The 25,329-nt window shown below is 64.1% G+C and carries 21 protein-coding genes; 14 read left to right on the forward strand and 7 right to left on the reverse strand.

Annotated elements, in window-relative coordinates; all coding sequences use genetic code 11:
* Positions 1-8 precede the first annotated feature (8 nt).
* The 7 genes from L610_RS02300 (at position 9) to L610_RS02330 (ending at position 6,132) form a co-directional block, all read left to right on the forward strand.
* Positions 9-995 (forward strand): glycosyltransferase, encoded by a 987-nt coding sequence (locus tag L610_RS02300; RefSeq protein WP_144702115.1) that lies wholly within the window; start codon positions 9-11, stop codon positions 993-995.
* A complete protein-coding gene (locus L610_RS02305; protein ID WP_144702118.1) occupies positions 992-1,381 on the forward strand; it encodes a GtrA family protein in 390 nt (129 codons plus the stop codon). Before L610_RS02300 ends, L610_RS02305 begins: the two co-directional genes overlap by 4 nt.
* A gap of 218 nt (positions 1,382-1,599) precedes the next feature.
* Positions 1,600-2,736: an ABC transporter substrate-binding protein gene (locus tag L610_RS02310; protein ID WP_024848874.1), complete on the forward strand. Its 1,137-nt coding sequence runs from the start codon at positions 1,600-1,602 to the stop codon at positions 2,734-2,736.
* Positions 2,737-2,799: 63 nt separating this feature from the next.
* Positions 2,800-3,678, forward strand: coding sequence for a branched-chain amino acid ABC transporter permease (locus L610_RS02315; RefSeq protein WP_144702122.1), 879 nt, complete (start codon positions 2,800-2,802; stop codon positions 3,676-3,678).
* The gene (locus L610_RS02320; RefSeq protein ID WP_144702124.1) at positions 3,678-4,658 is read left to right on the forward strand and encodes a branched-chain amino acid ABC transporter permease; all 981 of its coding nucleotides are present in this window, start codon (positions 3,678-3,680) and stop codon (positions 4,656-4,658) included. The genes L610_RS02315 and L610_RS02320 overlap by 1 nt, the downstream gene beginning before the upstream one ends.
* Positions 4,655-5,401: an ABC transporter ATP-binding protein gene (locus L610_RS02325; RefSeq protein ID WP_144702127.1), complete on the forward strand. Its 747-nt coding sequence runs from the start codon at positions 4,655-4,657 to the stop codon at positions 5,399-5,401. Before L610_RS02320 ends, L610_RS02325 begins: the two co-directional genes overlap by 4 nt.
* 2 nt (positions 5,402-5,403) lie before the next feature.
* Positions 5,404-6,132, forward strand: coding sequence for an ABC transporter ATP-binding protein (locus L610_RS02330; RefSeq protein WP_144702130.1), 729 nt, complete (start codon positions 5,404-5,406; stop codon positions 6,130-6,132).
* A gap of 54 nt (positions 6,133-6,186) precedes the next feature.
* On the opposite strand, the gene L610_RS02335 is transcribed toward L610_RS02330, so the two are convergent.
* Positions 6,187-9,672 (reverse strand): AAA family ATPase, encoded by a 3,486-nt coding sequence (locus L610_RS02335; protein ID WP_144702132.1) that lies wholly within the window; start codon positions 9,670-9,672, stop codon positions 6,187-6,189.
* The gene (locus L610_RS02340) at positions 9,672-10,943 is read right to left on the reverse strand and encodes a DNA repair exonuclease (protein ID WP_144702135.1); all 1,272 of its coding nucleotides are present in this window, start codon (positions 10,941-10,943) and stop codon (positions 9,672-9,674) included. Before L610_RS02340 ends, L610_RS02335 begins: the two co-directional genes overlap by 1 nt.
* A gap of 190 nt (positions 10,944-11,133) precedes the next feature.
* On the opposite strand from L610_RS02340, the gene L610_RS02345 reads away from it, so the two are divergent.
* Positions 11,134-12,645: a catalase gene (locus tag L610_RS02345; protein ID WP_144702138.1), complete on the forward strand. Its 1,512-nt coding sequence runs from the start codon at positions 11,134-11,136 to the stop codon at positions 12,643-12,645.
* A gap of 65 nt (positions 12,646-12,710) precedes the next feature.
* Here the strand turns inward: L610_RS02345 and fghA are convergent, their stop codons facing one another.
* The 5 genes from fghA to iolG form a co-directional block, all read right to left on the reverse strand.
* Complete coding sequence (fghA, locus tag L610_RS02350; protein WP_144702141.1) at positions 12,711-13,547, reverse strand: S-formylglutathione hydrolase; 837 nt, start codon at positions 13,545-13,547, stop codon at positions 12,711-12,713.
* Positions 13,548-13,554: 7 nt separating this feature from the next.
* Positions 13,555-14,022 (reverse strand): YaiI/YqxD family protein, encoded by a 468-nt coding sequence (locus tag L610_RS02355; RefSeq protein WP_144702144.1) that lies wholly within the window; start codon positions 14,020-14,022, stop codon positions 13,555-13,557.
* Positions 14,023-14,030: 8 nt separating this feature from the next.
* Entirely contained in the window at positions 14,031-15,158 is a 1,128-nt protein-coding gene (locus L610_RS02360) for an S-(hydroxymethyl)glutathione dehydrogenase/class III alcohol dehydrogenase (protein WP_144702147.1), read from the reverse strand.
* Between the two features lie 245 nt (positions 15,159-15,403).
* The gene (locus L610_RS02365) at positions 15,404-16,516 is read right to left on the reverse strand and encodes a Gfo/Idh/MocA family protein (protein WP_144702150.1); all 1,113 of its coding nucleotides are present in this window, start codon (positions 16,514-16,516) and stop codon (positions 15,404-15,406) included.
* Positions 16,517-16,518: 2 nt separating this feature from the next.
* Positions 16,519-17,523 carry an inositol 2-dehydrogenase gene (iolG, locus tag L610_RS02370; RefSeq protein WP_144702153.1) on the reverse strand — a complete coding sequence of 335 codons (1,005 nt, stop codon included), beginning with the start codon at positions 17,521-17,523 and terminating at the stop codon, positions 16,519-16,521.
* Positions 17,524-17,642: 119 nt separating this feature from the next.
* Between iolG and L610_RS02375 the strand changes: the two genes are divergently transcribed.
* From L610_RS02375 to iolD, 6 genes are all read left to right on the forward strand, one after another.
* A complete protein-coding gene (locus L610_RS02375; RefSeq protein WP_144702156.1) occupies positions 17,643-18,467 on the forward strand; it encodes a MurR/RpiR family transcriptional regulator in 825 nt (274 codons plus the stop codon).
* 125 nt (positions 18,468-18,592) lie between these two features.
* Positions 18,593-19,534, forward strand: a complete 942-nt coding sequence (locus L610_RS02380) for a sugar ABC transporter substrate-binding protein (protein ID WP_024848860.1) — start codon at positions 18,593-18,595, stop codon at positions 19,532-19,534.
* 198 nt (positions 19,535-19,732) lie between these two features.
* Positions 19,733-20,806, forward strand: coding sequence for an ABC transporter permease (locus L610_RS02385; protein WP_186441289.1), 1,074 nt, complete (start codon positions 19,733-19,735; stop codon positions 20,804-20,806).
* Position 20,807: 1 nt separating this feature from the next.
* Positions 20,808-21,587, forward strand: coding sequence for an ATP-binding cassette domain-containing protein (locus L610_RS02390; RefSeq protein ID WP_024848858.1), 780 nt, complete (start codon positions 20,808-20,810; stop codon positions 21,585-21,587).
* Positions 21,584-23,503 carry a 5-dehydro-2-deoxygluconokinase gene (gene iolC, locus L610_RS02395; RefSeq protein WP_024848857.1) on the forward strand — a complete coding sequence of 640 codons (1,920 nt, stop codon included), beginning with the start codon at positions 21,584-21,586 and terminating at the stop codon, positions 23,501-23,503. The genes L610_RS02390 and iolC overlap by 4 nt, the downstream gene beginning before the upstream one ends.
* The gene (gene iolD / locus L610_RS02400) at positions 23,500-25,326 is read left to right on the forward strand and encodes a 3D-(3,5/4)-trihydroxycyclohexane-1,2-dione acylhydrolase (decyclizing) (protein ID WP_144702161.1); all 1,827 of its coding nucleotides are present in this window, start codon (positions 23,500-23,502) and stop codon (positions 25,324-25,326) included. Before iolC ends, iolD begins: the two co-directional genes overlap by 4 nt.
* Positions 25,327-25,329: the final 3 nt, after the last annotated feature.

Raw genomic sequence — 25,329 nt, forward strand, 5'->3', positions numbered from 1 at the left:
GGGAAAAAATGAATATAGCTGGACGGGTCGAGAGGGAGGGCCTGCGCGAGGCTGCGGACAGCGCCGCACGCGTCGCGGTACTCGTTCCCTGCTACAACGAAGAAGCTACCATCGGCAAAGTCGTCGCTGACTTCAGAGCCGTGCTCCCGGACGCCCAAATCTACGTATTCGACAACAACTCGAAGGACCGCACCATTGAAGTGGCGAGGGCCGCGGGCGCAATTGTCGGACGCGTACGTGGCCAGGGCAAGGGCCATGTCGTCCGCCGGATGTTCGCCGATGTCGATGCGGATGTTTACATCCTCGTAGACGGTGACGGCACCTACGACGCCTCCGTCGCGCCAATGATGATCGACGAGCTCCTGCAGAATGGGCTCGATATGGTCGTGGGTGTCCGCCACACCAAGGACGAGGCCGCTTTCCGCGCAGGCCACCGCTTCGGCAACCAGCTGCTGACGGGCTGCGTCGCGTTCCTGTTCGGTAGAAACCTCACCGACATGCTGTCCGGCTACCGAGTCCTGTCGCGACGCTTCGTGAAGTCGTTCCCGGCACATGCGACGGGCTTCGAAACCGAAACCGAGTTGACGGTCCATGCGCTCGAACTGCGCATGCCCGTCGCTGAGGTAGATACCGAATATCATGCGCGGCCGCCGGGATCGGTCAGCAAGCTGAACACCTATCAGGACGGCCTGCGCATCCTCTTCACGATCATCCGACTGCTTAAGGCGGAAAAGCCGCTGCAGTTCTTCTCGATCGGCTTTGTAGCCTGCGTGGTGGCTGCACTGATCCTCGCCGCGCCGGTCTTGATGACATACCTTGAGACTGGTCTCGTTCCGCGGCTGCCAACGGCGCTTCTGTCCGCGAGTCTGGTGCTGTTCGGGACGCTGCTGCTGGTCTGCGGACTAATCCTCGACACGGTTACGCGCGGACGCGCTGAAATTAAGCGCATGGCCTATCTCGCCCAGCCGAGCCCGTGGCAGAGACGGAGCGGATGAGCACCACGCTTGCGCAGTTCGCCCGTTTCGCGCTCGTCGGGACAATCGGATTCCTGACCGACGTCACGGTGCTTGTGATTGGGATGCGGCTAGGCGCGGGACCCTACATCGCCCGCGTCATCTCCTTCCTCTGCGCGGTTGCCGTCACGTGGCTGCTCAACCGCAGCTTCACCTTCAGGACAGGACCCGCTATGAAGTCGGCGGAACCCCTGAAATATCTTGCAGCAATGACGGCGGGCGGAGCGGCGAACTATTCCAGCTACAGCCTGGTTGTCGCGCTGTTCCCACACGAGCCCCTTGCGCCGGTAGCCGGAGTGGCAATCGGATCGATTGTCGGCATGGGCCTCAACTTCGCCGGCGCGAAGTGGTGGGTTTTCAACGCCTGAGGCCCCACTCCCGGTTGCGTTAGGCGTCCAGCCGACTGCTTTTGCACGCAAAATCAGCCGGGTGACCCTGCGCATCCCTCCCTATTCGTCAGCCTCATCTTGCGCCTTAGCGCATGAATGTGCGACATCGACGCGGTCAGTCTCCGAGAGAGGTCTTTGCTGCCACGGTGGCGCAAAAGGGAGACGGCGCATGTAGCCGTGGCATCTAGGGAGGTGGAATGAACCGCCGTGTTATTCTGGCACTGAGCGCCGCGCTGCTGATGGGTGCAACCGCAGTGCAGGCTCAGGACGCAGCCAAGATCGCCATGGTCGCCGAGCTTTCGGGCGCCGGCGCCCCGGCCGGCACGAACTGGCGTGACGGCATCAAGATCGCCATCGAGGAAATCAACGCCGCTGGCGGCATCCTCGGCAAGCAGGTCGAGGTTTCCGAATACGACACGCAGACCGACCCGCAGGTCTCGCGCGCGATGGTCCAGAAGGCCATCGACGAGGGTGCGTTCGCCATCCTCGGCACCATCTATTCGGGCTCGACCCTCGTCAACATGCTGGTCGCCCAGCAGAACGAGATCCCGCAGTTCGTCGGCTCGGAAGCTCCGACCATCGTCCAGAAGGGCAACCCGTTCGTGTTCCGCACCTCGTCGGGCTCGCAGAAGGGCGTTCCGGCTCTGGTGCCGTACTTCACCGACACGCTGAAGGCCAAGAAGGTCGCCGTCGCCTGGGTCAACAACGAGTTCGGCAAGGGCGGCCGTGACGTCTTCACCGCCGAGATGGAAAAGGCGGGCATTGAGATCGTCACCGACGTTCCCTCGGAGCAAGGCGCGACCGACTACGCTTCGGACGTCTCCAAGCTCAAGGAATCCGGCGCCGAGGCTGTGTTCGTCTACATGAACCAGGAAGAGGCTGCCCGCTTCCTGATCGAGGCGAAGAAGCAGGGTCTTTCTATGCCGCTCGTCGGCGAGGTGACCCTCACCGAGGCCAAGGTGATCGAGCTTGCCGGCGGCGCAGCCGAAGGCGCGATCGCGCATGTCGGCGTGACCGCGACCGCCACAGACATTCCGGGCATCGCCGAGTTCAACGAGAAGTTCGTTGCCCAGTTCAAGCGCAACCCGACCCATGACGCGATCAAGGGCTACATCGGCGCCTGGGCAACGAAGTACGTCACCGAGAAGGTCGGCGAGTTCGACGGTGCCAAGTTCGCCGAGACCATGAAGAACCTGTGCCTGCCGGTCGCCGAGTATCCGAAGATGCTGCTCGACACCTGCTGGGACGAAACCGGCGAAATGTCGCGTCCGAGCTTCATGGTTCAGGTCAAGGACGGCAAGCCCGTCGTCATCGGGACGGTTCCGGCGAACTGATCCCATCCCTGATGCAGTCGCGGCCGCCTGAACGGGCGGCCGCCCCTGCCTAAAGGACATCCCATGTCGCAGTTCCTGCAAGTTCTGCTCTCCGGTCTGGCCACCGGTTCGATCTATGCGCTCGTTGCCATCGGCTTCACGCTTGTCTGGCAGGCAGCCCAGACCGTGAATTTCGCGCAGGGCGAGTTCGTCATGGTCCCGGCCTTCTTCGTGCTGGTCGGCACCAACGTTCTCGGCTTCCCGCTCGCGCTGTCGCTGGGCCTCGCGCTCCTGCTCGCAATCGTGTTGCTCGGCGCCGTCTTCAAGAAGCTGGTCGTCGATCCCATCCTTCCGTCCGGCGGCATCTCTCTGATCATCGCCACCATGGCGCTCGGCATCCTCCTGCGCGAAAGCGTCAAGGAGTTCTATGGCGCCGAGGCACAGCCGTTCCCCGCGATGTTCCCGACCAACCCGATCAACGTGTTCGGCGCCGTCGTGTCGATGCAGGACATGCTGAATCTCTTGATTTCGCTGGCCGTCGTCGTGGTGCTGACGCTGTTCCTCAACCGCACGCGCACCGGCCGCTGCATGCAGGCTGCCGCGCAGAACCCGGCAGTGGCGGAAATTCTAGGCGTCAACGTCAAGCGTATGGTGATGTACGCCTTCCTCATCAACGCAGCCCTTGCCGCGCTTGCCTCGTTCCTCATCACGCCGGTCTACCTGGCCAAGTTCTCCAACGGTGAGACGCTTGGCCTCGTCGCCTTCATCGCGGCGATCGTCGGCGGCTTCAACCAGATCCGCGGCGCGCTTGTCGGCGGCCTCCTGATCGGCGTGCTCGACAACCTCGTCGCCACTTATGTCACGGCCGAATATCGCGCCGCGCTGCCGCTTATACTGCTGATCTTCATCATCCTCGTGCGTCCGCAGGGCATCATGGGCACCTCCGAGGGAAGGGCGGTCTGATGCGCGCGTATCTCCGTCCGCTCCTCATTGCCCTTCTACTGGTGCTGGCAATCCTCGCGCCGATCGGGCAGGGCAACTACATCACCTATGTTCTTACCTCGTGGCTGGTGTTCTCCATCGCCGCGATGGGGCTGAACCTTACCCTCGGCTATGCCGGCCAGATCTCGCTGGCGCAGGCCTCGTTCATGGCGATCGGCGCCTATACCAGTGCGCTGCTGACCCTTGCCGGCTGGCACTGGATGGCAGCGCTCGTTCCCGCGCTGCTGCTCTGCTTCGTCGTCGGCCTTGTGCTGGGCTATCCGGCGCTGCGGGTGAAGGGGCACTTCCTCGCCTTCGTGACACTTGCCTTCAACACGCTCGTCTTCCTGGTGCTGCGCAACGAAGACTGGTTGACAGGTGGCAACTACGGACTGTCGGGCATGCCGCGTCCGGACTTCGGCTTCGTCTCAACGATGAAGCAGCATAATTTTTACTACTTCACGCTGGCGATCACGGTCGTTGCCGCCGCGATCATGTGGTGGATTGTCCGCTCGCCCTGGGGCCGCGCCTTCAAAGCGCTGCGCGAAAACCCGATCCGCGCGGAAAGCCTCGGTGTCGACACGCGGCGCATCACTCTGCTCGCCTTTGCGATCGGCTCGACCTATGGCGGCCTTGCCGGGGCGCTGATCTCGCCGCTCGTTCAGTTCATCGAGCCCGGCTCGTTTGCGGTCGGCCACTCGCTGCGCATCCTGCTGATGGTCGTGGTCGGCGGCGCCGGCTTCTTCTTCGGGCCGTTCCTCGGCGCCGGCGTCGTCATCCTCCTGCCGGAGCTGCTGCGCTTTACCGAAGGCTACTACCTCATCATCTACTCGGCGCTCGTCATCGTGATGCTGGTGTTCACGCCAAGGGGACTGATCGGGCTGTGGGGAATGCTGCGCGACCGCTTCTTCGGCAAGCCGCAGATCCGCGCAGACGTGGAGCAGGGACCGAAACTGAAATGACCGCGCCCATTCTCTCGATCCGCAACATCACCAAGAGCTTCGGCGGCATCAAGGCCGTGCGCGGCGTCTCCTTCGACGTGCACAAGGGGGAAATCCTCGGCCTGATTGGCCCCAACGGCTCGGGCAAGTCGACGCTGTTCAACTGCATCCTCGGTCAGCTGCAGCCGGACGAAGGGTCCGTCGAGGTGAAGGGCGTGCCAGTGACGGGCATGCGCGCCAGCAAGCTCAACCGCCTCGGCGTCGGCCGCACCTTCCAGCAGCTGTCGGTGTTCCCGCAGATGACGGTGCTCGACAACATCATCGTCGCCGGCCAGGAGCATAAGGGTACACTAATCTCGCGCCTGTTCGGTCCCTCGGATGCCGGCCTGACGCAAGCTGCCGACCAGCTCATCGAGTTCTTCCGGCTGACGCACCTGCGCGACACGCCGGCGGGCTCGCTCTCCTACGGCCAGCAGAAGCTCGTGGATGCCGCCATGGCCTTCATGGCTGGACCGGACCTCGTTTTGCTCGACGAGCCGGCGGGCGGCGTGAACCTGACGATGCTCGCGCATCTCAAGGAGCGCCTCGTCGCCTACAATGCCGAACACGGCACGACCTTCGTCGTGATCGAGCACAACATGGAGTTCGTGATGAGCCTGTGCACCCGCATCGTGGTGCTGGCGGAAGGCGCCATCATCGCGGAGGGCTCGCCCGACGAGATCCGCGCGAACCAGACCGTCATCGACGCCTATCTGGGAGGCTGATCATGCTGGAACTCCAAGACCTCCACGGCGGCTACGGCAAGATCACGATCTTGAACGGCGTCTCGTTCAAGATCCCGAAGGGCACGATCACCACCGTGATCGGGCCGAACGGCGCCGGCAAGTCGACCGTGTTCAAGGCGATCTTCGGACTGCTCAATATCGACAAGGGCCGCATCCTGCTCGATGGAAAGGACGTGACCCGCAGCACGCCGCGGCAGATGATCGACTACGGCGTCACCTACGTTCCGCAGGGCCGCAACGTCGTGCCGCAGCTCTCGGTCTACCACAATCTCGAGCTTGGCGGCGTCACCGCCCGCGACCAGACCAAGGTGCGCGAGCGCATCGAAAAGGTGATGGACCAGTTTCCGATCCTGCGCGAGTTCCGCAACCGGAAGGCGATCGAGCTGTCCGGCGGCCAGCAGAAGCAGCTCGAAGTCGCGCGCTCGCTGCTGCTCGACCCGAAGCTCATCCTGATCGACGAGCCATCGATCGGTCTGTCGCCGAAGCTGGTGCAGGAGGTGTTCGCGACGTTGCAGCGCCTGCGCGACCAGGGCGTCACCATCCTGATGGTGGAGCAGAACGCCAAGTCCGCGCTCGCCATGTCCGACTACGGGCTTGTGCTCGAACTCGGCCAGACGCGCATGCACGACAAGGCCGAAAAGCTCCTCGCCGACCCGCGAGTCGGCCAGCTGTTCCTCGGCGGACATATCGAGGAGGCTCCCTCCGCCTAAGTGGGAGGGGGCCTCGATCTTCCTTTTCAGAATTCTGCTGAAGGAGATTGCGGCTCAGGCGGTCGCAATCTCGTGGATCTTCACGCCCGGCACGGCCTTCGCGGCAAGGTCGCAGAGATGGCGGTGATGGGTGAGATAGATCACCTGGCCCACCTGGCTCATCTGGCCGAACAGGCGGAGCACTTCCTCCGAGCGCGGCTCGTCGAACGTTTCCATGATGTCGTCGGCAACAAACGGCACTGACGGCCGCGCAGCCGCGAACTCCTCGTAGCCGGCAAGGCGAAGGGCGAGATAAAGCTGGAAGCGCGTGCCCTTGGACATGTCCATCGCCAGCTTCGAGCCGCCGCGCGCGGAAAGGCCAATCAGCGTCTCTCGGTCCTTCTCCGGCCGCGTTGCAAGGCCGGTGTATTCGCCGCGTGTCATCTGCCGGAACGCTTCTGAGGCACGGTTCATCATCGCGCTGCGGTGCCGGTCTCGATAGGCGCGGATCGCGTGCTCGGCAATCATGCTGCCGCTGCGCAGGCGCAGGTACCGCAGCGCCTGTTCCTCCATCTCAAGCAGAATCGTCCGCCGCTCGGCATCGATGCGGGCGACGGTGTCGTCACCGCCAATGGCATCAAGGCGGTCCTGCGCACGGGTGCGATCCGCAAACAGCGTCTTCGCGCGCTCATCCAGGTTCTCGATGCGGACCGCAAGCTCTGCCTGCTCGCGCTGCAGTTCGGCAAGATCAACGTCGGCAATTGCGGAAAGCGCGGCCTCAAGTGTTTCTTCCTGCGCCTCGGCAATGATCTGCCGCGCTAGCCGGTCGCGTTCCTCGACCAGGCGGTCGCGCTGCCCGGCAAGCTCCAGCGCCTGACGCAGCTCGGTAATCGACTCGACATCGAAAAAAGAGGTCATCTCGCTGCGGCGCGTCTCGTGCAGCGCAATCTGCTGTCCCAGTACTTCGCGTTCGTCCGCGACCGCCGCAAGCTCGGCCAGCTTTTCTTCGCGCCGCTCCTTCGTCTGCCTTGCCTCGTCCCGGCCCCGGATCAGGGCGCGGGCGGCATCAACCGGGCGCGACTGATCAAATGGCTCGCCAAGGGCATCGCAGATGTCGGAGACAGCATTCACGAATTCTGCGCGGTCTGCTTCCATCGCGTCGATGCGATGCTGCGTGCCGGCAAACTCCTTTAGCACAACGGGAAGTTCCGTCAGCGCATCGAGCAGCTCACGCACGGCGCCCGGTGCCTCGTCCATCCCGGCGAACCAGGTCTGATCGAGAGCGCTCTTCCAGCGGCGCTGCCACTCTACGGATGTTGCCCTCGCCTGATCGAGCTCCCGCTGGCGCGAAGCGAGGTTTCGCGTCAGGTCTGCAACCTGCTTCTCGATCGTTACCCGCTTGGTGTGCGCGGCGGTGTGCGCGGATATGAGGTTTTCCGCCGCCTGCACGAGTTCGGACAGGGCAAGGCCGCTGGCTTCCATGCCGGCATTCTCAAGCGCTCCTGACAGTGCCTCCCGTTCGGCTTCGGCGGCAGCACGAGCGTCATCGGCCGCGCGCTGCGCTGCCTGCAGCGCATCCCACGCGGCAACTGCCTTCGCGTGGTCGCGCGACCAGCGTTCGAAGGTGGCGAGAAGACCTGCGATGAGTGCTTCAGAGGGGAGGGGGAGCGCCGCCGGCGCTTCGGCCACGATCTCCGCCCTCAACTGCGCTAGCTCCTCATCCGCTTCGCTCAGCAGCGCGTCCTGCCGCTGGATGGCGGCCGAGGTGACAGCGCTTGCGGCGGTCAAAGCGCGCAGTTCCTCCAGCTCCTTGCTGGCCTTGAGCCGGGCATCAGCGGCCTCATCCACCGCATGCATACGCTGTTCGAAGTGCACTGCCGTCTCGCGGTCGAGCGCTTCGAGATGCTTTGTCCACGCGTCGTTGCGCTGGGCCATCAGCGCGCTCGCTTCCTCATCGCCGATGACGCTGCCCGCACTGCGCAGTGCCTCGATGCGAGCCTTATCTTCAGCGAGCCTCGTCTCAAGCTCACGCTTGCGGTCGAGCGCTGCCGCGCGGCGCTTCTGCAGGCTGTCGGCTGTCGAGCGCCATGCTTCAAGCCGCGCGGCATCCGGAAGGCGGATCGCCTTAACCTCATCGCCAGTGCCAGTCCATGGCTGCAGCGCACCGACTGCCTCCTCGTATGCCCGCACCTTCTCGGCAAGTGAACGTTCCGCGAGCCGTAGCTCGGCCGCAAGATCACCCTGCCGGATGCGGAGGAGAGACGCCTGCAGGCGGGCCACGGTAATCGCATCCAGCACGCCGCCCGCCTCCAGCCCCTTCAGCTCCGCCTGAGCGTCTTCCAGCACCTGTTCGCCGTTCTCGAACTCCTTCTCGGCGGCGCGGAGCGCAACATCGATGCCGTTCTTTTCGGCGAGAAGATCGCGCAGCATGCCGATCGTCGCGGCCGGAATGACCAGCGTTATCGCATCGTCCACGTCACGCTTGCCCAGCGCCGTCAGGATCAGGTCGACCCTGATCTTCTGTTCGGAAAGCTGCGACTTACGCTTGGGCAGGTCTTCCTCGGCCGTCGTATATCGTGCAGCCGCTTCCGACAGGCGCTCGATACGATGGTCGAGTTCGAGCAGCCGCTCGTCGACGGTGAGCGCATCAATCTCGTCGCGAATCCGCGCCTCACGCTGGTCGAGCCCCGCGCGTCTCGTTTGCAGCCGTGCTTCCGCATCAATGAGTTCGGGCAGCGCGTGCGACCACTCGGCCGGCGGGCGAGGAACGTCCGCATAGGCAGCAAGGTTCTCCTCCAGGCGGCGGTAATCGCCGGCCAGCGGATGCGCGCGCAGCATCCGCGCGATCTGCTCCTGGCGCGTGCGCGCCGTGCCGATCTCGCGCGTGACCTCCTCATAAGCGGCCTCGGCGCGCTGAAGCTCAGCCTTCAGCGAGGCATAGGCAGAGGCTTGGGTATCGATCTCGTCCCGGCGCGCCTTGATTTCGGCCATCCGGCGCTTGAGGCCGGCGATGGTGGTACTGCTGGCACGCTTGCGGAAGATGGATAGCGCCTCCTCCATCGTCTTCTCGAGCACGGCACTGGTACCCGCGAGCCCAGCGCTTGCCGAAAACAGCAGTTCGCCAAGGTCGCCGCGGCTTTCAAGGATCGCGTTGCCGCCGTCCTCCAGCGTCTGGTCGTCAAGCGAGAACATCATGCGGTAGGCATCGCGCGTGAGGCCAGCCAGCGGCACGCTCAGAACCGCCTCGTTGACCGGCTGGCCCTGCGCATCGAGCAGCGAGTTAGCGCGCTGCTTGACCCGCTTGAACTGGTGCGCCTCGCCGCCGAATTCGAGGCAGCCGCCCACCTCCATTGCCTTTCCCTGGTGCAGGAAGCCGTAACGAGTACGCTCCTCGATACCAAACAGGAGGTCGAGATAGGCCGACAGCGAGGTCGACTTTCCGGCCTCGTTGAGGCCGTAGACGATGTGCAGATCCGGCTTGTCGGACACGCGCTCGCCGAAGTCGATGGAATAGTCGGTGAACTTCCCGTATCGGGTCAGGTCGAGACGTCTGAGACGCATCAGGCGGCCTCGGGCGCCTCAAGCCGCAGGCGCGCCAGAATGTCCTCGCTGCCCTCTGCAAGCAGCTGATCGACCAGCGCCTCGAATTCGGCCTCGTCGCTGCCGCTGAAGCTGCGCGCCTCGGCCGGCAGATCGTCGCGGATTTCCTTTACCAGGTCGCGCACCGCGTCGCGCACGCCGTGCTGGCCGATGACAGTCTCCCGCATCAACTGGTGCAGTTCGAGTAGCGGGTCGGCGTTGTTGCGGCCCGATGCCGTCTCGGCAGGGGAGGAGGTTGCGATCTCCAGCTTTTCGATCCAGGTGCGGCCAAGTCCCTCGGCGCGCTGTTCGGCCTCGGCCAGCAGCAGGTCGCGATCGCGGCGCAGCGTCCATGAAAGCGATGTCGAGCCGATGATCCTGAGGCGCCCGACCAAATGGTCGGAACGGGTACGCGCGCGAGCATCGGCCAGAGCCTGCTCGACAAGTTCGACCGCCTCACGCCAGGTGACGGCCGAGGACAAGTCGGCATTGATCCGCTCGAACTGGGCGATGCTGGTGAGCCGTTCCTCAACCGTGACGCGGCGGTCATCATGGATGGTGACGAGCGAGACAGTCTTCTCGCCGCCCTCGTTGATGTCGCGGCCCTGCGGCATGCCCGGCATGATCACGGACCGTTCGCCCTCGTGCCGTGCGCGCGCATGCACATGACCCAGCGCCCAGTAGTCGAAACCCCAGCCGTGCAGGTCAGTCACCTTGCACGGCGCGTAGAGGTCATGGCCGTTCGCCCCGGCAAGGCTCGTGTGCATGATGCCGATATTGACCGCGTCGGGGAGGGGGCGGCGGTACTTTTCGAGCAGGCTTTCCGGCGCGTGGGGCTTCGCAAAGCTTAGCCCATGGACGTGGATGCTGAGATTGTCACGCTTGAGTTCTACCGCCTCGGCACGGCCACCGAATACTTTCACCGAAGGCGGGAACACCAGCTCCTGCGTGATGCGCGACAGAGCATCATGATTGCCGCGGATAACGAAGGTGGAGATCCCCGCCTCGTGCAGGCGCTGCATCTGCGTCGCCAGAAACCGCGCCGTCTTCATCGAGGTCTGATCGCCGTCATAGAGATCGCCAGCGATGATGAGGGCGTCGACACGCTCCTCGATACACAGGTCCACGATCGATACCAGCGCCTGCCGCGTCGAGTTACCGATCAGCTCGGCGAGGTCGCTGTTGCGCATCGCCAGCGAGCGCAGCGGTGAATCGAGGTGAAGGTCCGCCGTGTGGACGAAGCGAAATGCCATCGTGATGCTGCCCTCCATTCCCTGCAAGGTTCGGCAAGCACCGTAGACCGTTTCGCCGTGCCATTTGCGGCAGCGATCAGGTCATGCACAGGAAACCGCAAGGTTTCGGTCCGCTCGTACTGCCGTTTCCCGGAACTTTTCTGTCCGCCACGACTTAACCCGCTGCTATTGGACGAGAAAGGAACCAGCCATGTCCTGGAAGACTGAGGCTTCGGGCTCAACCATGAGCACCGGAGCGCCTGCACGCAGCGATCGAAATTCGCTGACGGTCGGGCCCGACGGCCCGATCCTCCTGCACGACGTCCATTTCCTCGAGCAGATGGCCCACTTCAACCGCGAGAAAGTGCCGGAGCGCCAGCCCCACGCCAAGGGTTCAGGCGCCTTCGGCGTCTTCGAGACGACCGAGGACGTGTCGCAGTTCACCAAGGCGGCGCTGTTCCATAAGGGCGCTCAGACCGAGATGCTCGCCCGCTTCTCGACGGTCGCAGGCGAGATGGGCAGCCCCGACACGTGGCGCGACGTGCGCGGTTTCTCGCTGAAGTTTTACACCAGCGAAGGCAACTACGACCTCGTCGGCAACAACACGCCGATCTTCTTCGTGCGCGACCCGATGAAGTTCCCGCACTTCATCCGTAGCCAGAAGCGGCTGCCGGACTCAGGGCTCCGCGACAACAACATGCAGTGGGATTTCTGGACCAACAATCCGGAGAGCGCGCACCAGGTGACCTACCTCATGGGCGTGCGTGGCCTGCCACGCACCTGGCGGCAGATGAACGGCTATGGCTCCCACACCTACATGTGGGTCAATGCTGGCGGTGAGCGCTTCTTCGTGAAGTATCACTTCCACACCGACCAGGGCATGGCGTTCTTCTCAAACGCGGAAGCCGCACAGATGGCCGGCGAAGACGCGGACTATCACCGCCGCGATCTATTCGAGGCGATCCAGCGCGGGGAGCATCCGAGCTGGACGCTCTCGGTGCAGGTGATGCCGTACGACGACGCGAAGACCTACCGCTTCAACCCGTTCGACCTCACTAAGGTCTGGCCGCACCGCGACTACCCGCTGATCCGGGTCGGCACCATGCGGCTCAACCGCAATCCCGAGAACTTCTTCGCTCAGATTGAGCAGGCTGCGTTTTCGCCGGGCAACACCGTTCCCGGCATCGGCCTGTCGCCGGACAAGATGCTGCTTGGCCGCGCCTTTGCCTACAACGATGCCCAGCGCAACCGCATCGGCACCAACTTCCATCAGCTGCCGGTGAACCAGCCGAAAGTGCCGGTGAACACCTACATGTTCGACGGCCAGATGGCCTATCACCACAGCGGCAGCGCGCCGGTCTACGCGACCAACAGCTATGGCCGCCCGTGGGCCGACCAGACCGGGCGGATGGAAGACGCCTGGGAGACCGACGGCGAGCTGGTGCGCAGCGCCTACACGCTGCGCGCGGACGATGACGACTTCAGCCAGCCGGGCGCGCTTGTGCGCGAGGTCATGGACGATGCGGAGCGGGCAGCGCTCGTTGACACCGTCGCGGGCAGCCTGCTCGGCGGGGTTCGTGAGCCGGTGCTGAGCCGGGCGTTCCAATACTGGAAGAGCATCGATCCGGACGTCGGCTCCCGCATCGAACAGAAGGTGCGGCATGGATCCGCGCCGAAGCCCGCGGAAGGCATGGGCGAGGCCGGCAAGTCGGCCGCCGAATAGCCTGAAACAGAACGGCCGGGCGCATCAGCTGCCCGGCCTTTTTTTTCATGGTCGGCAACCTGCCTTCAGCCCAGCCGCTCGGCGTGCCAGCGCAGATGATCGTCCATGAAGGTGGAGATAAAGTAGTAGGAGTGGTCATAGCCGTCCTGCATGCGCAGGGTGAGGCGAATGTCCGTTCCCTTCATCGCATCTTCGAGGAGCCACGGCCGCAGGCCTTCATTGAGGAAGCCGTCGGCGGTGCCCTGATCGACCAAAAATTCCGGGAAGCGCTTACCGTCCTTGATGAGCGCCACGGTGTCGTACTCGCGCCAGGCGGTCTGATCCCTGCCGAGATATTTTTCCAGCGCCGGCTTCGACCAGCCTGCGGTCGACGGTTCGACGATAGGCGCGAAGGCCGAGCAGGACTTGAAACGGTCCGGATGCTTCAGCGCGATAGTCAGCGCGCCATGGCCGCCCATCGAGTGGCCAAAGATCCCCTGGCGGCTCATGTCGGCCGGGAATTCCTCCGCGATCAGTGCCGGCAGTTCCTTCGTGACGTAAGAATACATCCGGTAGTGCCGGGAGTAGGGGGCCTGCGTGGCATCGACGTAGAAACCGGCGCCCTTGCCGAACTGCCAGTTGTCCGGCTCGTCAGCGACGTCATCGCCGCGCGGGCTGGTATCGGGGCAGACGATGATCAGACCGAGCTCGGCTGCCATGCGCCGGTATTCGCCCTTTTCCATGACGTTGGCGTGGGTGCAGGTGAGGCCCGACAGGTACCAAAGCACCGGAACCTTGTTGCCGTCCTTTGCCTGCGGCGGCACGAAGACCGCGAAGGTCATGTCGCAGGCGCAAACCTCGGAGGTATGCGTGTAGACGCCCTGGACGCCGCCGAAGGATTTCGCGGTGGAAACGGTTTTCATGGCTACCTCAACTATTGTCTGTCTGTGCCGAGCGCAGCGCCCGGCGCACGGCCTGGTCCAACGCGGACAAGAATGCCGAGCGGTCGCGGGCGGAAAAGCCCGGATTGAAGCCCTTGATCTCGCCGGTTTCGCGAAGATGCTGCTTCAGATCCCGCATGGCGACCGCCATGCCAATCGTCTCTGGCGTGAAGGCGCGGCCCGTCGGCCCCAGCACATGCACGCCCTTCTCGACAAGGCGCTTGGCGAGCGGAACGTCAGCGGTGACCGCAATGTCGTTCGCCACAGCGTGCTCAACGATCCAGTCGTCCGCAGCATCGGCGCCGGCGGGCACCACGACATGCCGCACCAGCGGATCGCGCGACGGCCTCAGGCCGCCATTCGACACGAAAGTGATCACCAGTTCATGACGGGCGGCGACCTTCGCCGCCTCGTCCTTCACCGGACACGCATCCGCATCGACATAGATCGCGGGCATTGATCCGGTCAGTAGACCACCACCGAGCGGATGCTCTCGCCCGAATGCATCAGCTCGAAGCCCTTGTTGATGTCCTCGAGCTTCAGCAAGTGCGTGATCATCGGGTCGATCTGGATCTTGCCCTCCATGTACCAGTCGACGATCTTCGGCACGTCGGTACGGCCGCGAGCGCCACCGAACGCCGTGCCCTTCCAGGTGCGGCCAGTGACCAGCTGGAACGGACGGGTCGAGATCTCCTGGCCGGCGCCGGCAACGCCGATGATGATCGACTGGCCCCAGCCGCGATGCGCGCATTCGAGCGCCTGACGCATGACCTTCACATTGCCGGTGCAGTCGAAGGTGTAGTCCGCGCCGCCGATCTGGTCCGCGCCGCGCTTCGTCATGTTGACGATGTGCTGGACGACGTCGCCGTCGATCTCGGTCGGGTTGACGAAATGGGTCATGCCGAAGCGCTCGCCCCATTCCTTCTTCGAGTTGTTGATGTCGACGCCGATGATCATGTCGGCACCGGCAAGCTTGAGGCCCTGGATCACGTTGAGGCCGATTCCACCGAGGCCGAACACGGCAGCCGTTGCGCCGATCTCGACCTTGGCCGTGTTGATGACGGCACCGATGCCGGTCGTCACGCCGCAGCCGATGTAGCAGATCTTGTCGAACGGCGCGTCCGGATTGACCTTCGCGACCGCGATCTCGGGCAGGACCGTGAAGTTCGAGAAGGTCGAGCAACCCATGTAGTGGAAGATCTTGTCCTTGCCGATCGAGAAGCGGCTGGTGCCGTCGGGCATCAGGCCCTGACCCTGCGTGGCGCGGATTGCGGTGCACAGGTTCGTCTTGCGGCTGAGGCAGGACGGGCACTGGCGGCATTCCGGCGTGTAGAGCGGAATGACGTGGTCGCCCTTCTTGACCGAGGTCACGCCCGGGCCGACGTCAACGACGATGCCTGCGCCCTCATGGCCGAGGATCGCCGGGAAGATGCCCTCAGGGTCGGCGCCCGACAGGGTGAAGTCGTCAGTATGGCAGATGCCCGTCGCCTTGATTTCGACCAGCACCTCGCCCTCGCGCGGACCTTCAAGGTCAACTTCCATGATCTCCAGCGGCTTGCCAGCGGCAACGGCAACAGCGGCGCGTGTCTTCATCTCTCGCTCCCTCGTACGAACGGGTCGAATCTACAAAAAATGCGGAGGCGTAGCCTACTCGCTTGGGGGCGGTGGGGCCATAGCTCAAAAGGATATTAGCAATTTCTGGTTGTCAGAACCGACGGGAGGGGGGAAGGAAGAGGCGACAGGGCGCGCCTCCCAGTCACTGAAGATCAGGCAAGTTTATCGGATAATCTGTATTATGGAACCGCTCTGCCAAAGCGGCAGGGGGCATCGCCAGCATCTCAGAGGACGATGCACTGGCCGTTCGAGTTCGCGATCGCGTGGATAACACGCTCGAACTCGAGCGCCTGCTGGAACGACGGATATGCCTCGGACCCGCCCGCAATTGCGCGCAAGAAGCTCGCCGCCTCGATCGTCTTGAGATCGTTGAAGCCGATCTGGTGGCCCGGTGCCGGGACAAAATTGCCATACGGCTCATGCACCGGCCCGGTCATGATGGTGCGATAACCCTGTACCGACTTGTCCCCGGCGTTCTGATAAAGCCGCAGCTCGTTCATCCGCTCCTGGTCGAAGCAGATCATGCCCTGCGTGCCATGCACCTCGACCGCCATGTAGTTCTTGCGGCCCCAGGCCGAACGCGAAGTCGAGAACAGCCCCTGCACGCCGCTTTCGAATTCGAGGATCGCTGAGGCAATGTCCTCGTTCTCCACAGGCTTGTGGGTGCCGTCATCCGCCGACGGGCGCGTCGCATGCACCGTGCGGATGTCTCCGATCACGCTGCGGATCGGGCCCATCAGCTCGACCGCCATGCTGATCATGTGGCAGCCGAGATCGCCGAGCGCGCCAAGGCCAGCTTCGGCCTTGGTCGCGCGCCACGTCCACGGCAGGTCGGGGTCCGCCTGATAGTCTTCATCGACGAAGCCGCGGAAGTGGATCACCCGGCCGATCGCGCCTTCCTCGATCAGCTTGCGCGCATGCTGGAAGGCGGGATTGCGAATGTAGTTGTAGCCGACGATCGTCTTGCCCTTCGCGATCACGGCTGCACGCGCCATTGCCTCGGCCTCAGCAAGCGTCAGCGCCATCGGCTTCTCGCAGTGGACGTGCTTGCCCGCCTCCAGCGCGGCAATCGCGATCTCGGCGTGCAGCTTGTTGGGCGTGGTGACGCAGACGATGTCGACCGCCGGATCATTGATCAGCTCGCGCCAGTCATCCGTCGAGCGGGCAAAGCCGAACTGGTTCGCCATGGTCTTCGCCTTGTCGGCCGGCATCTCGCACAGAAGTTCGAGACGCGGCGCCGGAACGTCGCCGAAGACGGCCTTCACCGCGCCATAGGCGAGCGCATGGCACTTGCCCATGAAGCCAGTGCCGATGAGACCGATGCGGACGCTGTCCACGGTCAGTTTCCGACTTCGGAGAGCCGCACGGCCCGCTTCTCGACGATGGACTTCAGCGCAGCTTCCGCTAGCAGCAGGGCAGCAAGTCCATCGGCACCCGACGGCGACGGCTTCTTCTTTTCCTTCACCGCCGCGATAAAGGCGGCAATTTCGGCCGCATAGGCAGCCGTGTATCGGGTCATGAAGAAGTCGTGCAGCGGCGGGCGCGTATAGCCATCGGCCGTAGCAAGCTCTATCGAAACGGGACGCTGGTTCTCTGCCGACACAGCTCCCTTCGACCCGTGCACCTCGATCCGCTGGTCATAGCCATAAACTGCGCGGCGCGAGTTAGAGATCGTGCAGTGCTTGCCCGAAGCGGTCGTCAGCGTCACGGACGCACTGTCGAAGTCGCCGAGGCGCCCGATCTCGGGATCGACCAGTACGGAGGCGGTTGCAAACACCGTATCCGGTTCCTCGCCGAGCAGGAAGCGCGCCATATCGAAGTCGTGGATCGTCATGTCACGGAAGATACCGCCCGACGAGGTGATGTAGTTGGCCGGCGGCGGGCCGGGATCGCGCGAGACGATCTGCACCATCTCCACATTGCCGATCCTGCCGTCATCGATAGCCTTGCGAACGGCGCGGAAATGCGGGTCAAATCGGCGGTTGAAGCCGATCATCAGCGTGGCGTCCGTCTCCTCGACAGTCTTCAGGCACTGACGCACGCGCGCGATCGACAGATCAACCGGCTTTTCACAGAAGATCGCCTTGCCGGCACGGGCAAAGCGTTCGATCAGGTCGGCGTGGGTGTCGGTTGGCGTACAAATGACGACCGCGTCGATGTCGTTCGCCTTCTCGATCTGGTCGATGGTGCGCAGTTCACCGCCGAAGCGCGCGATGACGGCATCCGCCGCGTCCTTGAACGGATCGGTAACCGCAGCGAGGACGGCGTCGGGATCCGCCGCGATGGCGGCTGCATGGACGCGCCCGATACGGCCGGCGCCGAGAAGTGCAAATCTGATGCTCACGCTGTCCTCCCTCAGTTCCGCCGTCTGTGCATGACAGGCAGCCGGCAATCACCGCCGCTTGCGAAAACGGAATGAATATTCCAAAATCAGGGAAAATAGATCATGTCAAGGGACCATCAATGCCTGCCGAGGAAATCGCCACCCCCAAGAGCCTGGCCGACTTTCAGGAACGGCTGCGCCGTGTCGGCGGCAGCCTGCCTAAGCGGCTCAAGCAATGCGCGGAGTACGTGGCGGGCAACCCGGACAAGATCGCATTTTCGACCGTAGCCGACATTGCCGCCGGAGCGCAGGTGCCGGCCTCGGCGATGATGCGCTTCTGCCAGGAAATGGGCTTCTCGGGCTACTCGCAAATGCAAAAGCTTTATCGCGAGGAGTATTCGCAGAAGTGGCCGGACTACTCGACCCGGCTTTCGAGCTTACGCAATGGCGGCGCCGAATCCCCTTCCGCCTTGCTCGCGGAATTTTCCGAGGCCGGCCGCGCCTCGATCGAAAACCTCGCCCGCTCGATCGACCAGGACAAGCTACGCAGAGCCGTTACGGTGCTGGCAGGCGCGCGCACGATCCACATCGTCGGCCTGCGCCGCACTTTCGCCGTGGCAAGCTACCTCGCCTATGCCTTTGAAAAAATGAGCATTCCTGCGATCCTGCATGCAGGCGTCGGCAATCTCACCCAGCACCACCTGCTGGGAGATGGCGATGCGCTGATCGCCATTACCTTCGCGCCCTATACGGCCGACACGATGGCGCTCGCCGAGGCTGCAGCCGCGCGCGGGCTGGACATCGTTGCCATCACAGACCTGCCGACCAGCCCCCTCGCCGCGCTCGACGCGATACACCTGCTCGTCTCCGAGATCGATGTCGGCAATTTCCGCGTGCTGGCGGCAACGATGACGCTGGCGATGACCCTTTCGGTGGCGGTTGGAGCGCGGCGGCGGCTGGTCTGATTTGGAACATCCCTGTTGCCTTTAGTGCAGAATGGAATATACATTCTGTTGAGGGCTTCTGCGAGAGGACATCGCCGATAGGACGATGCGCGGAACTACCTTCGGAGAACAAGAGGGAGGACCAAATGAAGAAGACCATTCTGACACTGGCGGCATCGCTCGCCATCTTCGCCGGCGTTGCCGCGCCGGCCGCTGCTGACGGCGAACGCTTCGTGCTCGTCAGCCATGCGCCGGACAGCGACAGCTGGTGGAACACCATCAAGAATGCGATCAACGTCGCGGGCCAGCAGATGGGCGTGACGGTGGAATACCGCAATCCGCCGACCGGCGATCTCGCCGACATGGCGCGCATTATCGAACAGGCCACGGCCTCGAGCCCCAACGGCATCATCTCAACCATCGCCGACTTCGACGTCCTGTCGGGCCCGCTGAGCAATGCGGTCGCGCAGGGCATTCCGGTCATCACCATCAACTCCGGGACCGAGGAGCAGTCGAAGCAAATCGGCGCGCTGATGCATGTCGGCCAGCCGGAAAAGGCTGCGGGCTTCGGCGCGGGCGAGAAGGCGAAGGCAGCCGGCGTCACCAAGTTCCTCTGCGTCAACCACTACATCACCAACCCGGCCTCGGTTGAGCGCTGCCAGGGGTATGCCGACGCGCTGGGCGTCGAGCTCGGCAACCAGATGATCGACGCGGGCCAGGACCCTGCGGAAATCAAGTCGAAGGTGATGGCCTATCTGCAGACCAATCCGGACACCAACGGCATCCTGACGCTTGGCCCGACCTCGGCCGAGCCGACGATCGCGGCGCTGAACGAGTCGGGCAAGGCGGGCACCATCCACTTCGGCACGTTCGATCTCTCGCCTGACATCGCCAACGCCATCAAGAGCGACGTCATCGCCTTCGCGATCGACCAGCAGCCCTTCCTCCAGGGCTACCTCCCGGTGGTCATCCTGACCAACCTCGCCCGCTACGGCGTGGTGCCGGGCAACTCGATCAACTCGGGCCCGGGCTTCGTGACCAAGGACAACATCGAGCTCGTCGAGAAATTCGCCGGCGAATACCGATAACCGAGCAGCAGGGGAGAGGTCGGCCGCGAGCCCTCCTCTCCCCTCGACAACCCGTAACCAGCTAGGCACGCGCACCCCGCGAGGATGAGCGCACGCCAGGATTTCTGGAGATCACGGATGACATACAGCCAGCCTCAGCCTCAGCAGAACGGCGCGGCGAGCGTCGTCGAGCTGGCCAAGGACGAGCGCATCAAGGAGATGCCGGCCTGGCGCAAGGCCCTGATCCGTCCGGAACTCGGCGCCATCTGCGGCACGATTATTGTCTTCGCCTTCTTCCTGGTCGTCGCCCGCGGCACCGGCATGTTCGCGCCCCAGGGCATCCTGAACTGGGGCGTGGTGTCGGCCCAGTTCGCCATCATCGCCGTCGGCGCGTGCCTGCTGATGATTGCCGGCGAATTCGACCTCTCCGTCGGCTCGATGATCGGCTTCGCGGGCATCGTGATCGCCCTGATGTCGGTGACGTGGGGGTATCCCGTCTGGCTTGCCATCATCGTCGCATTTGCCATCGCGCTCGCGGTCGGCGCGCTCAACGGCTACCTCGTCATAAAGACCGGCCTGCCGTCCTTCATCGTCACGCTCGCCTTCCTCTACGTGCTGCGAGGCCTGACGATTTACGGCGCCATCGCCACCACCCGCCAGACGATCATCGGCGGGGTCGCGGAGGTTGCCCAGGGCGATCCGCTTGCCTGGCTGTTCGGCGGCAAGATTCTCGGCTTCCTCTTCGTCTGGCTCGCCGACATCGGCCTCATCGGCAAGTTCGTCGCCGGTCCCAAGGCGGGGCAGCCGGTTATCGACGGCATCCCGATGCTGATCATCTGGGCGCTGGCACTGATCGCCTTTGCGCATGTCCTCCTCACCCGCACCCGCTTCGGCAACTGGATCTTCGCTTCCGGCGGCGACGCACAGGCGGCGCGCTATGTCGGCGTGCCCGTGAACAGGGTGAAGATCCTGATGTTCATGTTCTCCGCCTTCTGCGCCACCGTCTTCGCGACCTGCCAGGTGATGGAGTTCGGCTCGGCGGCGGCGGATCGTGGCCTGCTCAAGGAGTTCGAGGCGATCATCTCTGTCGTCATCGGCGGCGCGCTGCTGACCGGCGGCTACGGCTCGGTGATCGGGGCGGCGCTCGGCGCGCTGATCTTCGGCGTCGTGCAGCAGGGCCTGTTCTTCGCTGGGGTCGAAAGTTCGCTGTTCCGCGTCTTCCTCGGCGTCATTCTGCTGATGGCGGTCATTCTCAACACCTACATCCGGCGCATGATCACGGGAGAACGGTGACATGACCAAGCCTCTGATCGAACTTATCGACATCGAAAAGCACTTTGGGCCGGTTATCGCACTGGCGGGTGTCTCGGTCTCCGTTCTGCCCGGCGAATGCCACTGTCTGCTCGGCGACAACGGCGCCGGCAAGTCGACCTTCATCAAAACCATGTCGGGCGTGCACAAGCCGACACGCGGCAGGATCCTCATCGACGGGCAGGAAGTCGCCTTCTCAAGCCCGCGCGATGCGATGGCGGCGGGTGTCGCTACCGTTTACCAGGACCTAGCCATGATCCCGCTGATGTCGGTGGCGCGAAATTTCTGGATGGGCCGCGAGCCGATCAGAAAGTTCGGGCCAATCAAGCTGTTCGACTTCGAGCGCGCCAATGCCATCACCATGGAGGAGATGGCGAAGATGGGTATCCGCCTGCGCTCACCCGACCAGGCCGTCGGCACGCTGTCCGGCGGCGAGCGCCAGACAGTGGCGATCGCCCGCGCCGTCTATTTCGGCGCCAAGGTGCTGATCCTTGACGAGCCCACTTCGGCACTCGGCGTGCGCCAGACGGCCAACGTTCTCGCCACCATCGACAAGGTGCGCAAGAACGGCATCGGCATCGTCTTCATCACTCATAACGTCCGCCATGCGATGGCGGTCGGCGACCGCTTCACCGTGCTCAATCGTGGCCGTACGCTCGGCACCGCAAAGCGCGGGGAAATCAAGGCGGAGGAACTGCAGGACATGATGGCTGGCGGCCAGGAACTGGCAGCGCTCGAAGGATCGCTGGGCGGAACCGTCTGATGAAGAAGCTTGACGTAATCACCATCGGCCGCTCGTCGGTCGACCTCTACGGCGCACAGGTCGGCGGCCGACTGGAGGACATGCGTTCGTTCAACAAGTATGTCGGCGGCTCGCCGACCAACATGGCGGTTGGCACCGCGCGCCTCGGCCTGAAATCCGCGCTGATCACCCGGGTCGGTGACGAACACATGGGCCGGTTCATCCGCGAGCAGCTGGCATCCGAGGGCGTCGACACCCGCGGCATCATCACCGACCCGGAGCGGCTGACGGCGCTGGTGCTGCTCGGCATCCGCGACCGCAAGCAGTTCCCGCTGATCTTCTACCGCGAGAACTGCGCCGACATGGCCCTATGCGAGGACGACATCGACCCTGCCTTCATTGCCGAAGCGCGCGCGGTGGTCGCCACCGGCACCCACCTGTCGCATCCGCGCACGGAAGCGGCCGTCCTCAAGGCGCTGAAGCTGGCCCGCGAAAGCGGCGCGCGGACCGCGCTCGACATCGATTACCGGCCGAACCTCTGGGGCCTGTCGGGTCATGGCGACGGCGAGAACCGCTTCATCGCGTCGGAGAAGGTGACGGCAAAGCTACAGTCGACGCTGCATCTGTTTGACCTCATTGTCGGCACGGAGGAAGAATTCCACATCGCCGGCGGCACCACCGACACGATCGCTGCGCTGCGCGAGGTGCGGAAGGTTTGCAATGCCGTTCTCGTCTGCAAGCGCGGGCCGATGGGCGCCTCCGCCTTTACCGGTGACATTCCGGACACGCTGGACGAAGGCCTCTCCGGCCAGGGTTTCCCGATCGAAGTGTTCAACGTCTTGGGGGCAGGCGACGGCTTCATGTCCGGCCTGCTCAAGGGCTGGCTCGACGGCGAGGAATGGCCGACGACACTGAAATACGCTAATGCCTGCGGCGCCTTTGCCGTCTCCCGCCACGGCTGTGCTCCCGCCTACCCCAGCTGGGACGAGCTGCAGTTCTTCCTCAATCGCGGCATCAAGAATCCGGCGCTCCGCCTCGACCGCGAACTCGAACAGCGGCACTGGTCGACGACCCGCAAGGGCAGCTGGCCGGTGATGCGCGTCTTTGCCTTCGATCATCGCAAGCAGCTGGAGGACCTTGCCGACGCAGCCGGTGCTCCGCGTGAGCGGATCAGCGCCTTCAAGGAGCTCTGCCTCGATGCGGTACTCAAGGTGTCCGGTGGCCGTTCCGGCTACGGCCTGCTCTGCGACGGCCGTCTCGGTCCCGAGGCGCTTTACCGCGCGGCCGGCCAGGGCCTGTGGATCGGCCGGCCGGTCGAAGTGCCCGGCTCGCGGCCGCTGCAGCTGGAGATCGGTCCCGATCTCGGCTCGGACCTCGCCGAATGGCCGGCGGAACACGTCGTCAAGGTGCTGTGCTTCTACCATCCCGACGACGACGAGGCGCTGAAGCGCGAGCAGGAGGAAACGATGCTGCGTCTTGCCGATGCGGCACGGCGCAACAACCTCGAATTCCTGCTCGAGATCATCCCGTCGAAGGTCGGCCGCGTCGACGACGACACCACCGCCCGCGTGATCCAGCGCTTCTACGACATCGGCGTCTATCCCGACTGGTGGAAGCTCGAACCCATGACCTCGCAGCAGGCGTGGGCCAACGCCTGCGCGGCCATCGAACGCAACGACCCGCATACGCGCGGCATCGTCGTCCTCGGGCTGGAAGCGGAAGTCGACGCTCTCGAGGCATCGTTCCGGCAGGCGGCGCGGTTCCCGCTGGTGAAGGGCTTTGCGGTCGGGCGCTCGATCTTCGGCGCGGCGGCGCGGAAATGGCTCGCCGGCGAAATGGATGATGCCGCGGCGGTGGAAGAGATGGCTAGCATTTACGCTGATCTTTGCGCACGTTGGGATGCGGCATTGGCGGCGGCTGAAAGGGAGGCAGCATGACGACAATCAGGCTTACGGCAGCGCAGGCGATGGTTCGCTACCTCGCCGCGCAGAAGAACGAGGATGGCGATCCGCTGGTCCCCGGCTGCTGGGCGATCTTCGGCCACGGCAATGTCGCCGGCCTCGGCGAGGCGCTGCAGCAGGCCGGCGATGCCTTCCCAACCTGGCGCGCCCACAACGAGCAGGGCATGGCCCACGCGGCAATTGCTTTTGCCAAGGCAAAGAACCGCAGGCAGGCAATGGCCGTGACCACCTCGATCGGCCCCGGCGCACTGAACATGGTGACAGCGGCTGCCCTTGCCCACGTCAACCGCCTTCCGGTTCTGTTCATTCCGGGCGACGTCTTTGCCAACCGCGCGCCGGACCCGGTGTTGCAGCAGGTCGAGGATTTTGATGACGGCGTCGTCTCGGCCAATGACTGCTTCCGGCCAGTGAGCCGCTATTTCGACCGCATCACACGCCCCGAGCATCTGCTCACCGCCCTCCCCCGGGCAATGCTCACCCTTTCGGACCCCGCCCGCTGCGGCCCCGTCACCCTCTCCTTTTGCCAGGACGTGCAGGCGGAAGCCTACGATTGGCCGGAAACGTTCTTCAAGGAAAAGGTCTGGCGCCAGCGCCGCCCACGCGCCGATGCCGCCGAGCTCGCCCGCGCGGCCGAGCTGATCCGGAAAGCGAAGAAGCCAATCATTATCGCCGGTGGCGGTGTGCTCTATTCCGGGGCAACGGCGGAATTGAAGGCATTTGCTGAGAAGCACCAGATCCCCATTTCCGAGACCCAGGCGGGCAAGTCGTCCCTGCCCTGGAACCATCCCCTCAACTTCGGTTCTATCGGCGTGACCGGTTCCTCCGCGGCCAACGCCGTTGCTGCCGATGCCGATCTGGTGATCGGCATCGGCACGCGCTTCCAGGATTTTACCACTGGGTCGTGGGCGCTGTTCAAGAACCCGGACAAGAAGATCCTGGCCATCAACATCGAGCCTTATGATGCGCTCAAGCACGGCGCGATCAGCGTCGTTGGCGACGCGCGCACCGTGCTGGAAGAGCTTGAGCCGATGCTCGGCGATCATGCAGCGCCGGCGCCTGACGCATCGCTGCGCGACAAATGGCTGGACGCCGTCAATGCAGTGACCGCAGATCCTGGCAACAATGTTCTCCCTTCCGACGCGCATGTCATCGGCGCGGTACAGCGCTCGGTCGACGAAAACGCGATCGTTCTTTGCGCCTCGGGCGGCCTGCCGGGCGAGCTGCACAAGCTCTGGAGGCCCGTACGGCCCAACGGCTATCACCTCGAATACGGCTTCTCGACCATGGGATACGAGATCGCCGGCGGGATCGGCGCCAAGATGGCGCATCCCGACCGCGAGGTCGTGGTGATGGTCGGCGACGGCTCCTACATGATGATGAACTCGGAGCTCGCGACCTCCGTCATGCTCGGCCACAAGCTGATCGTGGTGCTGCTCGACAACCGCGGCTTCGGCTGCATCAACCGGCTGCAGATCTCGACCGGTGGCGAGAGCTTCAACAACCTCCTCGACACCGCGCGCCACGTCGTGCCGAGCGATATCGACTTCGTCGCGCACGCAGCCTCCATGGGTGCGATCGCCGAGAAGGCCGCGTCGATCTCAGAGCTGGAAGCAGCACTTGCCCGCGCGCGCACCTCGCCGCGCACCCACGTCATCGTCATCGACACCGACCCGATGAAGACAACAGAGGAAGGCGGCCACTGGTGGGACGTTGCGGTGCCGGAAGTCTCGGCCCGCGAGCAGGTCCGCGCTGCCCGCAAAAACTATGAAGCGGCGCTCGTCCGCCGCCTAGCAAACTAACCC

This window comes from Aminobacter sp. J44 (genome assembly GCF_007829415.1).
GTDB lineage: Bacteria > Pseudomonadota > Alphaproteobacteria > Rhizobiales > Rhizobiaceae > Aerobium.

Coding starts and splice junctions, on each gene's coding strand:
- L610_RS02300 (WP_144702115.1), top strand. CDS start 9: ATGAATATAGCTGGACGGGTCGAGAGGGAGGGCCTGCGCGAGGCTGCG.
- L610_RS02305 (WP_144702118.1), top strand. CDS start 992: ATGAGCACCACGCTTGCGCAGTTCGCCCGTTTCGCGCTCGTCGGGACA.
- L610_RS02310 (WP_024848874.1), top strand. CDS start 1,600: ATGAACCGCCGTGTTATTCTGGCACTGAGCGCCGCGCTGCTGATGGGT.
- L610_RS02315 (WP_144702122.1), top strand. CDS start 2,800: ATGTCGCAGTTCCTGCAAGTTCTGCTCTCCGGTCTGGCCACCGGTTCG.
- L610_RS02320 (WP_144702124.1), top strand. CDS start 3,678: ATGCGCGCGTATCTCCGTCCGCTCCTCATTGCCCTTCTACTGGTGCTG.
- L610_RS02325 (WP_144702127.1), top strand. CDS start 4,655: ATGACCGCGCCCATTCTCTCGATCCGCAACATCACCAAGAGCTTCGGC.
- L610_RS02330 (WP_144702130.1), top strand. CDS start 5,404: ATGCTGGAACTCCAAGACCTCCACGGCGGCTACGGCAAGATCACGATC.
- L610_RS02335 (WP_144702132.1), bottom strand. CDS start 9,672: ATGCGTCTCAGACGTCTCGACCTGACCCGATACGGGAAGTTCACCGAC.
- L610_RS02340 (WP_144702135.1), bottom strand. CDS start 10,943: ATGGCATTTCGCTTCGTCCACACGGCGGACCTTCACCTCGATTCACCG.
- L610_RS02345 (WP_144702138.1), top strand. CDS start 11,134: ATGTCCTGGAAGACTGAGGCTTCGGGCTCAACCATGAGCACCGGAGCG.
- fghA (WP_144702141.1), bottom strand. CDS start 13,547: ATGAAAACCGTTTCCACCGCGAAATCCTTCGGCGGCGTCCAGGGCGTC.
- L610_RS02355 (WP_144702144.1), bottom strand. CDS start 14,022: ATGCCCGCGATCTATGTCGATGCGGATGCGTGTCCGGTGAAGGACGAG.
- L610_RS02360 (WP_144702147.1), bottom strand. CDS start 15,158: ATGAAGACACGCGCCGCTGTTGCCGTTGCCGCTGGCAAGCCGCTGGAG.
- L610_RS02375 (WP_144702156.1), top strand. CDS start 17,643: ATGCCTGCCGAGGAAATCGCCACCCCCAAGAGCCTGGCCGACTTTCAG.
- L610_RS02380 (WP_024848860.1), top strand. CDS start 18,593: ATGAAGAAGACCATTCTGACACTGGCGGCATCGCTCGCCATCTTCGCC.
- L610_RS02385 (WP_186441289.1), top strand. CDS start 19,733: ATGCCGGCCTGGCGCAAGGCCCTGATCCGTCCGGAACTCGGCGCCATC.
- L610_RS02390 (WP_024848858.1), top strand. CDS start 20,808: ATGACCAAGCCTCTGATCGAACTTATCGACATCGAAAAGCACTTTGGG.
- iolD (WP_144702161.1), top strand. CDS start 23,500: ATGACGACAATCAGGCTTACGGCAGCGCAGGCGATGGTTCGCTACCTC.